Annotated in this window: 12 protein-coding genes; 7 read left to right on the plus strand and 5 right to left on the minus strand. The window is 50.5% G+C overall.

The window, feature by feature from the left end; genetic code table 11:
• Nucleotides 1-7: 7 nt before the first annotated feature.
• The gene (locus AAGQ96_RS06855; protein ID WP_342755126.1) at nucleotides 8-664 is read right to left on the minus strand and encodes an HAD family hydrolase; all 657 of its coding nucleotides are present in this window, start codon (nucleotides 662-664) and stop codon (nucleotides 8-10) included.
• Nucleotides 665-933: 269 nt separating this feature from the next.
• Here AAGQ96_RS06855 and AAGQ96_RS06860 point away from each other — a divergent pair, with 269 nt between their 5' ends.
• Complete coding sequence (locus AAGQ96_RS06860) at nucleotides 934-2130, plus strand: serine hydrolase (protein WP_342755127.1); 1197 nt, start codon at nucleotides 934-936, stop codon at nucleotides 2128-2130.
• 43 nt (nucleotides 2131-2173) lie between these two features.
• Here AAGQ96_RS06860 and AAGQ96_RS06865 read toward each other — a convergent pair whose 3' ends face one another.
• The 3 genes from AAGQ96_RS06865 to AAGQ96_RS06875 all read right to left on the minus strand — a co-directional run bounded on the left by AAGQ96_RS06865 (nucleotide 2174) and on the right by AAGQ96_RS06875 (nucleotide 6651).
• A complete protein-coding gene (locus AAGQ96_RS06865) occupies nucleotides 2174-3454 on the minus strand; it encodes an HAAAP family serine/threonine permease (RefSeq protein WP_147196539.1) in 1281 nt (426 codons plus the stop codon).
• Nucleotides 3455-3954: 500 nt separating this feature from the next.
• Entirely contained in the window at nucleotides 3955-4560 is a 606-nt protein-coding gene (gene ybjG, locus AAGQ96_RS06870; RefSeq protein WP_147200557.1) for an undecaprenyl-diphosphate phosphatase, read from the minus strand.
• Between the two features lie 402 nt (nucleotides 4561-4962).
• On the minus strand, nucleotides 4963-6651 hold the full coding sequence (locus AAGQ96_RS06875; protein WP_342755128.1) for an aspartate:alanine antiporter: 1689 nt from the start codon (nucleotides 6649-6651) through the stop codon (nucleotides 4963-4965).
• A 289-nt stretch (nucleotides 6652-6940) separates the two neighbouring features.
• Here AAGQ96_RS06875 and ybjM point away from each other — a divergent pair, with 289 nt between their 5' ends.
• Entirely contained in the window at nucleotides 6941-7297 is a 357-nt protein-coding gene (ybjM, locus tag AAGQ96_RS06880) for an inner membrane protein YbjM (protein WP_147196541.1), read from the plus strand.
• 95 nt (nucleotides 7298-7392) lie between these two features.
• On the opposite strand, the gene AAGQ96_RS06885 is transcribed toward ybjM, so the two are convergent.
• On the minus strand, nucleotides 7393-7656 hold the full coding sequence (locus AAGQ96_RS06885; protein ID WP_147196543.1) for a GrxA family glutaredoxin: 264 nt from the start codon (nucleotides 7654-7656) through the stop codon (nucleotides 7393-7395).
• 253 nt (nucleotides 7657-7909) lie between these two features.
• Between AAGQ96_RS06885 and AAGQ96_RS06890 the strand changes: the two genes are divergently transcribed.
• From AAGQ96_RS06890 to potF, 5 genes are all read left to right on the plus strand, one after another.
• Nucleotides 7910-8125 carry a DUF1418 family protein gene (locus tag AAGQ96_RS06890; RefSeq protein WP_342755129.1) on the plus strand — a complete coding sequence of 72 codons (216 nt, stop codon included), beginning with the start codon at nucleotides 7910-7912 and terminating at the stop codon, nucleotides 8123-8125.
• Nucleotides 8109-8831, plus strand: a complete 723-nt coding sequence (gene nfsA / locus AAGQ96_RS06895; protein WP_342755130.1) for an oxygen-insensitive NADPH nitroreductase — start codon at nucleotides 8109-8111, stop codon at nucleotides 8829-8831. The genes AAGQ96_RS06890 and nfsA overlap by 17 nt, the downstream gene beginning before the upstream one ends.
• Nucleotides 8832-8851: 20 nt before the next feature.
• Nucleotides 8852-9754: a 30S ribosomal protein S6--L-glutamate ligase gene (gene rimK, locus AAGQ96_RS06900; protein ID WP_147196548.1), complete on the plus strand. Its 903-nt coding sequence runs from the start codon at nucleotides 8852-8854 to the stop codon at nucleotides 9752-9754.
• An 86-nt stretch (nucleotides 9755-9840) separates the two neighbouring features.
• Nucleotides 9841-10320 (plus strand): YbjN domain-containing protein, encoded by a 480-nt coding sequence (locus AAGQ96_RS06905; RefSeq protein WP_147196550.1) that lies wholly within the window; start codon nucleotides 9841-9843, stop codon nucleotides 10318-10320.
• A gap of 408 nt (nucleotides 10321-10728) precedes the next feature.
• Nucleotides 10729-11838, plus strand: coding sequence for a spermidine/putrescine ABC transporter substrate-binding protein PotF (gene potF / locus AAGQ96_RS06910; protein ID WP_147196552.1), 1110 nt, complete (start codon nucleotides 10729-10731; stop codon nucleotides 11836-11838).
• The last annotated feature ends 23 nt before the right edge of the window (nucleotides 11839-11861 follow it).

Genomic DNA, 11861 nt, shown 5'->3' on the forward strand with positions numbered 1-11861 from the left:
GATTCCCTTATTTAAGCCACTGGCACACTTCCCAACCGCGCTGTTGTGCCAGCTGATGCAGGGGTTCAGCCGGATTGATTACCCAGGCATGGTCGGCATGTTCCAGCAACGGTAAATCATTCATCGAATCGCTGTAGGCCCAGGTCTGTGCAAAACCCGCGCTTTCTTGCAGCAACAGCCACTCTTTTAGCTGTCTGACTTTCCCGTGCGGGTGAGTCATTGTGCCATATGTCTGGCCGCTATAACGATCGTCTACGATCTCCACATCGATGGCCAGTGCACCATGTGCGCCCAGTTGCTGAGCGATAGGCGTGACCAGATGCTCACCGGTGGCTGAGACCACCATCACCCGATCACCGCGTTCCAGATGCCAGTTCATTCTTTTACGTGCGCAGGGATAAACCCTTGGCATCACGTCGCGCTGAATAAAACGTCTCACCCAACCCGAAACCGTCAGCGTACCCATCCCGGCGATCGGCGAGAGGGTCGTGTTCATGTATTCCTCAATTGAAAGCGACCCCTGGTGGTACTGCACCATCAACGCGCGTTCCTGCTCAATCAGTGCGGCTGGAGCAAAACCTTGCGAAACCAGCCAGCGTAACCACAGGCCAGTACTGTCTTCACAGATAAGCGTTTTATCAAGATCGAACAGAGCTAAATCCATCGTCATCACTCCTCAGCCGGGTTTAATTGAGATTAGTGGAGTTTTGTGACGGAAGTAGCAGTTCAGGACAAAATCAGAATTACCCGTACCTTGCCGGTAAGTCTGCGGAAAAAAAGGGGTTCTGGCCCGTGCTATACAGAATTCTCTATTAAACTCTAAAAAACTTTACGGTCGGACGGTTCAATTTTCGGCTGATAAACGATAGCGTAAACAGGATTTGCCTTAATTAATAAAAATATTGTTTTTCAAAAGGATACTTGGGTATCACCATGAATAAAATACGCCATTCTGTCGCTGCCAGCACGCTTTCTGCCCTTTTCCTGATTGTCGCTTCCCCCGTTTATGCCGTAGAGGCACCTGCTGCGCCGCAGATTGAAGCCAAAGCCTGGGTTCTGATGGATTATCACAGCGGCAAGGTGCTGGCGGAATCACACGCCGACGATCGTCTCGATCCTGCCAGCCTGACTAAAATGATGTCCAGCTACGTGATTGGGCAGGCGTTAAAGGCCGGAAAAATTCATAACGACGATCTGGTGACCGTTGGCAAAGACGCCTGGGCTACCGGTAATCCCGTGCTGAAAGGATCGTCGCTGATGTTTTTGAAGCCGGGCGATCGCATTCCGGTTTCTGAACTCAATAAAGGGATCATTATCCAGTCCGGTAACGATGCCAGTATTGCGCTGGCCGATTACGTTGCCGGCAGCCAGGACGCATTTGTCGGGCTGATGAACAATTACGTACGGGTACTGGGGCTGAAAAACACGCATTTCAAAACCGTTCACGGACTGGATTCTGACGGGCAATACAGTACCGCCAGGGATATGGCCCTGTTGGGACAGGCGTTGATTCGGGATGTGCCCGAAGAGTATGCGCTGCACCAGGAAAAAGAGTTTACCTTTAACCGCATCAGGCAGCATAACCGTAACCGGCTGTTGTGGAGTACCAACCTGCATGTCGATGGCATTAAAACCGGCCATACCGACGGCGCAGGAAATAATCTTGTTGCTTCAGCAACCGACGGCGATCAGCGTTTGATTTCAGTCGTGCTGGGTGCCGCGACGGATGCAGTACGCTTTCGCGAAAGTGAAAAGCTGCTGACCTGGGGTTTTCGCTTTTATGAAACGGTAACACCGATCAAAACCGATAAACCTTTTGCTACCCAGCGCGTTTGGTATGGCGACAAAAAAGAGGTTAACCTGGGCGTAGCCAGCGATGCGTCGATTACCGTGCCAAAAGGGCAAATGAAAAACCTGAAGGCCAGTTTTACGCTTTCGCAGCCTCAGCTCACCGCCCCACTGAAGAAAAATCAGGTTGTAGGCAACATTGATTTTCAGCTTGAGGGAAAAACCATAGAGCAGCGCCCGTTGGTGGTCATGGATGAGGTTAATGAAGGCGGATTTTTCAGTCGGATATGGGATTTTGTGATGATGAAAATGAACGGCTGGTTGGGTAAATGGTTTTCCTGAAAAGCCTGAGGGCAGACTGGCTGTCTGCCCTTAAATAATCCACTTAGAAGAAATCGTAAGCAATGGCTGAAATAGCAATCAGCCCAACCAGCACCACAAAAACATTGCTGAGTTTGCCGCTGTACTGACGCATCGCGGGCACTTTATTGATCGCGTACATCGGCATCAGGAACAGCAGAACGGCGATAATCGGCCCGCCCAGCGACTCAATCATACCCAAAATGCTTGGGTTCAATGTCGCTACCAGCCAGGTGGTAAAGAACATAAACACCGCCGTCATACGGTTGAGCTTGTTCTCTGACATTGCTTTGCCTTTTTCGCCCAGCGTTTTAACAATCAGTCCGTTAAATCCTTCGCGTGCGCCCAGGTAATGGCCAAGGAAAGATTTGGTAATGGCTACCATGGCAATGATCGGTGCCATCCAGGCCATTAGCGGCGTATTAAAGTGGTTCGCAAGATAAGAGAGAATAGAAATATTCTGTTCTTTGGCTTCCGCCAGGTTTTCGGGTGAAAGGCTGAGCACGCAGCTGAACACGAAGAACATCACCGTGACAACCATCATCAGATGACTGAAAGCCAGGATACGCGAACATTTCGGTTCAGCATCCGGGCCATATTCCTGACTCTTGGCTACCGCAAAAGCAGAGATAATCGGAGAGTGGTTAAACGAGAACACCATTACCGGAATAGCCAGCCACAACGTCATCCACAGACCGTTGCCTGTACCCGCAAGAGTGACGTTCTGGAAAATGGAACTGTTCCAGTGAGGGATCAGGAACAGCGCCAGCGCCATCAGCACCAGCACAAAAGGATAAACCAGTACGCTCATCGTTTTGACGATCATCTCTTTACCAAAACGTACGATAGTCATCAGGCCGACAATCAGTACCAGGGAGAGCAGCGCCCTCGGCGGTGCCTGAAGATGAAGCTGGTGGGTCATAAAGCTCTCGACCGTATTGGTGATCGCGACGCTGTAGACCAGCAAAATAGGATAGATAGCAAAGAAATAAAGCAGCGTCAGCAGCGTGCCTGCGCCCTTGCCGAAATGTTCTTCCACTACGCCGGTGATATCCTGATCTTTCCGCCCCGAAAGCACAAAACGGCACAGGCCACGGTGAGCAAAAAAGGTCATTGGAAACGCCAGCACGGCCATAATCAGCAAGGGGATCAGACCACCAATACCGGCGTTAATGGGTAAAAACAGCACGCCTGCGCCAATAGCGGTACCGTAAAGGCCCAACATCCACATCGTGTCACTCTTGCGCCAGCCTGTCGCAGCGCCGGCAGCTGTCTGCGACAGCGTAGCCGTTTTCGTTGATTCCATTGAAAATCTCCCGGTTGAAAGTAGTAAATTAAATAAGCGTTAAAAAGAAGGAAGCGTTATTTAATTTACGACTCTGAATAAGGCGAGCGACACTCTACCATCTGGAAAAGAAGAAGAAAGAGGAAGATGACAGCTTTGTGACCGCAGCAATAAGTAAGGTGGCATTTTTTTTAGAGTTATGCGCTGGAAGGTTTTTTTTATCTGGCGGTATCTTCTGGGGAAGGGGCGGTAAGGCAGTGATTAGGACTATATTATAGGTTTGTTTAATTGGTTAAATATCGACCTTTCAGGGTGAAAAATGCTCATATCGGTGATTTAAATATAATAATATCAATAAATTAAGTTATAAGGCCGTATGGGTTTGTTGCCGCTTTAACCCGTTGCGCAACATTCGAAATAAAATAGGCGGCAGATTTCGACTGTTGCGCAATAAGATGACGCGCTTTCTGGCAGCTGGTGAAAATAGACGCTGCCGTATGTTTACGCAATAAAGACGTTATTCAATCTCTTACCCAGCCTTTACGAATAGGTAAAGCAAACAGCAAGCGGTAAAGCGCAGAGATATTTTGTAGTAAACGTCGGCCACAGAAATGCCAGGCGACCTGAGCAAACAGGCAGGAGAGCATTCCCAGCAGCAGGCCGCCCAGCATATCCAGCGGCCAGTGAACACCCAGGAAAATTCGTGACCAGGCAATCAGTATGCCAGCCAGCATCAGAACCGCGCCGGACCAGGCCCGGTGCCAACACAGGAAGGCAATAGCAAAAGTAAAAATGATGGTGCCATGATTGCTGGGATAGGAATCACTCGGCGTGTGGGCCAAAAATTGATGACCAAAGCCGATAACAAACGGTCGTGGATGAGGATATAAATTGCCGATACACCATGAGATAGCCATGCCGTATGCAAGCGCAATTGCCGTTTTCAACACCAGTTCACGCTGCGATTTCACCTGACTTTGCGCGCCCCAAAACCACATAGCCACAATCAGTACAGGGACAACGGCAATCAAATCTTTGGCTATAAATATCGCCAGTGAGATGAGCCAGCCGGGCGTGTCGGGTGTGGCGTTAATCCACAAAAACAGCGTCCGGTTCAGCGCTTCCATCATGGTATGTCTCCTCGTCGGGTTCAGCAGAAAGTGTCGTATGCAAAAATGGCGGCCAGCGACATCGGCAGGCCATAAACTGAGCCGTAGCTATATATCGTCAGTAATATCAGGCGGATAACATAGAATCGAGACGGCACAAGTTAAATAGTCCCGCTCCTAATTCGGCAGGCGGTTGTCGTTTCGTTAAGATTGAATGAAGATTTTATGTTAATGCGATGAAAAATCCGCCAGGCAAGAGGATGCATAAGCGTTAAAAAAGGCAGGAGAGGGGCTGAAAGAAAAAAACCCGCTAATCATCAGATTAACGGGCTCCACAATTTGGGATTTCAAAGAAAAGCAGTGGCACTAATTAAGACTGCACGACAATATAAAAGTTCTCAAAGCAGCCAAAATATTTTTTTACCCACCAAACATTGGCCAGATTAACACAATCAGCGTCCCGGCCAGCGTAAGCAGTACGTTAGCGATAGCGTAAGTTCCGGCATAGCCCAGTGCGGGGATATTACTGCGTGCCGTATCGCTGATAATCTCCATTGCTGGCGCACAGGTACGTGCTCCCATAATGGCGCCAAACAGCAAAGCACGATTCATTTTTAATACCCACGCGCCAAATATAAAGCTAATAACTACCGGCAACAGGCTGACAATTAAACCCGCCACCAGCATCAACAGCCCGGTATCACCCAGCCCATGAGACAGGCCGCTGCCGGCGCTTAAACCCACACCCGCCATAAACACCATCAGGCCAAATTCTTTCACCATGGTCAATGCCCCTTGTGGGATATAGCCAAAGGTCGGGTGGTTTGCGCGCAGGAAACCCAGCATGATCCCGGCAAACAACAGGCCAGCCGCATTGCCAATGCTGAAACTAAAGCTGCTGAACTGAAAAGTAATCATGCCGACCATCAGGCCAATAATAAAGAAGGCGCAAAAAGCCAACAAATCGGTAACCTGACTGTGGATAGAGATAAAGCCAATCCGGTCGGCAACGGATTTAACCCGACGGGCTTCTCCGCTAATTTGTAATACGTCGCCTTTATTCAGGATGATGCTGTCATCAATCGGCATTTCGATTTGACTGCGGATAACCCGGTTAAGAAAGCAGCCGTGATCGGTCAGTTTCAGCTGGCTCAGGCGTTTATTTACCGCGTTATTATTTTTAACCACGATCTCTTCATTAATAATGCGCATGTCGAGTAAATCGCGGTCGAAAACTTCTTTACCGTTACGGAAGCTGGGATCGAGGCGGGAATGGGCGTCTGGATAACCGACCAGCGAGATCTCATCGCCCTGCTGCAATACCGCATCGCCGTCGGGATTCGCCAAAATGCCGTTGCGCCGGATTCGCTCAATGTAGCAGCCGGTCTGGCGATATATCCCCAGCTCGCGCAGGTTTTTGCCGTCGGTCCAGGCGACAAGTTCCGGCCCAACGCGATAGGCGCGTATAACGGGCAGATAGACTTTACGCTGGCTGTCGGGGTCCAGTCCGCGTTCGCGGGCGATTTGTTGCGCGCTGGTGGGCAGGTCCTGATGCTGTAATTTTGGCAAATAGCGTGCGCCAAAGATCAGGCTGACCAGCCCGATAAGATAGGTGAGGGCGTAGCCCAGGCTCAGGTTACTCTGCGCCTGAGCCAGCGTGCTGCCCGCAGGATAAGTTTGCCGCAGCGTATCGCCTGCCCCTACCAGAACCGGCGTTGAAGTCATCGATCCGGCCAGCATCCCGGCCGTCAGGCCAATATCCCAACCAAAAAGTTTCCCCAGCGCCAGCGCAACGATCACGGCGCTGCCGACCATCACCAGCGCAAGTAAGAGGTAATTTTTACCGTCGCGGAAGAAGATTGAAAAAAAGTTTGGCCCAGCTTCCACACCCACACAAAAAATAAATAACATAAAGCCCAAATTAAGGGCGTTAGGATTAATGCCGAAATGCTGCTGACCCAATAGCAATGAGACGACTAAAACGCCAATAGAATTACCCAGTTGGACAGAACCCAGTCGTAATTTACCCAGGCATAACCCCAACGCAAGCACGACAAATAATAACAGAATGTCATTTCCACTTAACAAATCTGCGACGTTTATATTCACGGTTTAACTTCTTGTTTACGAGTAACATGTTGAAATAATGGGTGTTTTGCGCTAAGTTTACTGTACTGCCAGCAGAGCAGCGGCAACGTTCAGGATTATCCGCGAATTACAGCCCAGCGCCATATAAAACGGTCGTCATTTTAATCGCTTCATTCTTTTTCAGCCAGTAAAAAGCCGTTGACGTTTGTAACGGTCTTTTGTTTATCAATAGCAGAGGAAAATGGCCCGGTATCATCCGGCCAGGTGACAACATCAATTACCGAGAGAAGATCCTATGGTGTTTAAGGGTATGTCCTGGACGAACCTGGTGTTCAGTCTTGTTCTCTTTAGTATCGTCTTTTTGGCGGTACGCTACGATATGGTCGCTGAAGGCTCAGGCTATGTACAAGCGCGGCCGGGTTTGCTGATGTTTACCATTCCTGGCGCGATTGCTGCGCTGACGTCCAAAGAGTCGCCGCTGACCGTGGCATTACTGGGAGCCCTATTGGCAATGCCTGTATGCCTGCTAATCCTGCATCTCTACAATATGCATTATCCCGGTTTCTTTATGGAGCTGGCTTTCGATACCAGCGCCATTTTCTGGTGCGGCTCTGGGGCGCTGGGTATCATGCTTTGCCGCACGCTGTTCTGGCATCCCCACAGCTAAACGCTTTGGGACATAACAGGGCGGCCATAAAAAAAGAGGACCGATAAATATCGGTCCTCTTCTTGCTGGCTCGCGCCATTGTTCTGTTTGAGAAATTACTGGAACAGGCCCAGATTTTCTTTGGCATAGGCTTCGAAATCCGTGCAGCCACCAATGTGGTTCTGATCCAGGAAGATCTGTGGCACGGTTTCAACAGGCTTACCGACGGTTTTTTCCAGATCGGCTTTGGTGATGCCTTCCGCATGGATATCGACATAGCGGAAGTTGAAATCTTCGCGTTCTTCAGTCAGCTTTTCAGCCAGCTCTTTTGCACGGACACAATAAGGACAGCCAGGACGTCCAAAAATTACTGCAAACATAGGTTTCTCCTCAAAGGTCAGTTCTTTCTGTGATGTACATCACAACTCATCACTCGCTGGCGCTTATGATGCCCGCTTCATCAGGTGAAAGAAAGAAGGATTTACCTGTTGGTTTAATTCGTGTTGTCTATAATCCCGGCGAAGCCTGTCGATAAATGACAGGCAAGCAGCACAAGCCAACGGGGGAGATGCCATGCGTGCTTTCAGTAAAATGCCCGTCCCAATCCTGGTTCTAGAGGCGTCAGGAGGAATTATGCTGGTTCTCTCTTACCTCACGCTGCATCAGATGCTACCCTTGCCGGCTTCTTTTTCCGCGCCATTAGCTGCCACCGTAATGCTTTTTGCGGGGATCGCGCTGATGCTACCCGCCGCGATTGTCATGATGTGGCGGACAGCAAAAGTGATGGCGCCGGAACTGTTTTATTTGCGTAAACGTACACCAGGAGACAAACATGACGCCGACCATTGAGCTACTTTGCTCTCATCGCTCTATTCGAACTTTTACTGACCAGCCTGTGAGCGATGCGCAACGCAAGGCGATCCTTGCCGCTGCACAGTCGGCTTCCAGCTCCAGTTTTTTACAGTGTTCCTCAATCATCCGTATTACTGACCCGGAGCTGCGCGCAAAGCTGGTAACGCTGAGCGGGGGGCAGAAGTATGTTGCTCAGGCTGCTGAGTTCTGGGTATTTTGCGCCGATTTTAACCGCCATTTGCAGATTTGTCCTGAAGCCCAGTTAGGGCTGGCGGAACAGCTTTTACTGGGCTGTGTGGATACCGCGCTGATGGGGCAAAACGCGATGATTGCGGCCGAATCACTGGGGCTGGGCGGCGTGTTTATTGGCGGTATCCGTAACGGCATTGCCGAGGTTACCGAACTGCTTGGTCTGCCAAAATTTGTGCTGCCGCTGTTTGGCCTCTGCCTCGGCTGGCCGGCACAAACGCCACAGGTTAAGCCGCGTATGCCCGCGGCGATGCTGGTGCATGAAAACCGCTATCAGCCCCTCGATCCAGACGTGCTGGCTACCTATGATCGCGAGCAGGAAGAGTATTATCTGTCGCGGGAGAGCAACCCTCGCCGTGAAAACTGGAGCGAGCATATCCAGAAGACCATCATCAAAGAAAATCGACCGTTTATGCTGGATTACCTGCATAAGCAGGGTTGGGCAACGCGTTAGGATCCCTGCGGAGGCACCTGGTGAAAATAGCGATTCTTTCCCGAGACGGTTCGCTCTATTCCTGTAAGCGGCTGTTACAGGCGGCAAAAGCACGAGGCCATAGCATTGAGGTTATCGATCCTCTCTCGTGCTATATGAATATTAATCCGGGTTCCTCAGCGATCCACTATCGCGGCAAGCAGCTGGGCCATTACGATGCGGTGATCCCACGCATCGGCTCAGCCATTACTTTTTATGGCACGGCCGTGCTGCGCCAGTTTGAAGTTTGCGGCAGTTTTCCGCTAAATGAGTCAGTGGCGATCACTCGTGCCCGCGATAAGCTGCGTTCGCTACAGCTGTTGGTCCGGCAGGGCATCGCGATGCCGGTGACGGGGTTTGCGCATTCGCCGGACGATACCAGCGATTTAATCGACATGGTAGGCGGTGCGCCGTTGGTGGTAAAGCTGCTGGAAGGCACGCAAGGCATTGGCGTCGTGCTGGCGGAAACCCGGCAGGCAGCGGAAAGCGTTATCGATGCCTTTCGGGGGCTGAACGCGCATATTCTGGTGCAGGAATTTATCAAGGAAGCGCAGGGAAAAGACATCCGCTGCCTGGTTGTTGGCGGAAACGTTGTAGCGGCCATTGAACGCAAAGCGCGAGAAGGCGACTTTCGTTCAAACCTGCATCGCGGCGGTACGGCTCGTCTGGTGGACATTACCGAAAGAGAACGTGAAATTGCCATCCGGGCAGCAGCTACGCTGGGTTTGGACGTTGCGGGCGTGGATATTTTACGCGCCAACCGCGGCCCGCTGGTGATGGAGGTGAATGCATCGCCAGGACTGGAAGGCGTCGAGAAAACCACGGGATTGGATATTGCCACCATGATGATTGCATGGATTGAGCAGCAGGCGCGCCCTGGCTTCTGTCTGAAAACGGGTGGCTAACCCGATATTTCTTTCACAATCGTGGTATTTAGACGCTTTTTTCCGTAAGCTAGGGCGCAATTTTAAGGCAGTATGAGATTGAATAAATGGATTCACTCGTCGTTCCGGATATTGATTTACTACGACGTTGGCTGGATCAGCAAAGCATCACCTGGTTTGAGTGTGACTCCTGTCAGGCCCTTCACCTGCCGCATATGCAAAATTTCGACGGGGTGTTCGATGCCAAGCTGGACCTCGTTGACGATGTCATTTTGTTCTCAGCGCTGGCTGAAGTTAAACCGACCGCACTGATCCCGCTGGTGGGAGAGTTATCACAAATCAATGCCAGCTCGCTGACCGTTAAGGCGTTTGTGGATATTCAGGATGACAATTTGCCGAAGCTGATTGTTTGTCAGTCACTCAGCGTGACGGCAGGCCTGACCTTTGGCCAGTTCGTACACTTTATGAAGCAGAGCGAAGAACAGATTTCGATGGTGGTTCTTGAAGCTTTTGCTAATCACCTGCTGATGATGGGCGAAGATGAAGATCGCGGCGAGTTCGTCGTTGCTCAGTCTGTGCTGCACTAATCTCCCTGTTCGGGTCAACTCATGTTGGCCCGCTCAACCCGACGCACATTCTTTCCTCGCACCAGCCTTTGCTGCTATTTCAACCAGTCCAACTCCTATCCCCGCAAATTTTTATGCTGTATTAATGCCTGATTATCCCTACTTTCATCGGCTTTACCTGCCGTTTAGCCTGTCATATAAACCAAAGGCGGCAAAACGTCGATAAAAGGCGTTTTTTACCTGCACCTCTGGCCTGAAGCGGCGTGTGGGTCTATCCTTGCGTGGGCGCATTTCGCGTGCAACGTCGCTGTAGATATCGATTTTTTCTATTAACAGCGTAATGAATAATCATTCATTATATGAAACTTATCCGCAGTTATTTGTTTGTCCTGTGGAAGCGGTGATTATCCCTGTTCAGGAGGATGGAAAATGTTCAGCCAGCGCAAAAAATGGTTGTCAGGTGTGGTTGCGGGCGTGGTAATGGCGGTTTCCGCCAGCTCAATGGCTGCTGATAAGACGCTGCACGTTTATAACTGGTCAGATTATATTTCGCCGGATACCGTGCCGAATTTTGAGAAGCAAAGCGGCATCAAAGTGGTTTACGACGTCTTCGATTCGAATGAAGTGCTCGAAGGCAAACTGATGGCCGGCAGTACCGGCTATGATGTTGTGGTGCCATCCTCCAGCTTCCTTGCCCGTCAGCTACAGTCGGGCGTATTTCAGCCGCTCGATAAGAGCAAGCTGCCAAACTATAAAAACCTCGATCCCGATTTGTTGAAAAAGCTGGAACAGCACGATCCGGGCAACAAATACGCCATCCCTTATCTGTGGGCGACCACCGGCATTGGCTACAACGTTGAGAAAGTCAAAGCGGCGTTAGGCAAAGATGCGCCGGTAGACAGCTGGGATCTGGTGCTGAAACCGGAAAACCTTGAGAAGCTGAAAAGCTGCGGCGTTTCGTTCCTCGATGCGCCTGAAGAAATTTTTGCCACCGTACTGAATTATCTGGGTAAGGATCCTAACAGCAGCGATCCCAAAGATTATTCAGGCGCGGCTACCGATCTACTGTTGAAGCTGCGTCCAAATATTCGCTACTTCCACTCCTCGCAGTACATTAACGATCTGGCTAACGGCAGTACCTGTGTGGCGATTGGCTGGGCGGGCGACATTATTCAGGCGAAGAACCGCGCGGCCACCGCTAAAAACGGCGTCAATATCAGTTATACCATTCCGAAAGAGGGTGCACTGGCGTTCTTCGATACGCTGGCTATTCCAAAAGATGCCAAAAATCTTGATGAGGCCTATCAGTTCCTTAATTATCTGCTGGAGCCGAAGGTGATCGCGGATGTTTCTAATAAAGTATTTTATGCCAACGGCAACAAAGCTTCAGTACCACTGATTAATGCCGACATTCGTAACAATCCTGGCATCTTCCCGCCAGCAGAAGTGATGGCTAAGCTGTTCGTGCTGAAAGTTCAGGATCCGAAACTTGATCGTGTGCGTACGCGAGCCTGGACTAAAGTTAAAAGTGGCAAGTAACTGACCTCCGCTTTGTCAATCTG

This window comes from Pantoea sp. MBD-2R (assembly GCF_039134845.1).
In the GTDB taxonomy this organism is placed as follows: Bacteria; Pseudomonadota; Gammaproteobacteria; order Enterobacterales; family Enterobacteriaceae; genus Erwinia.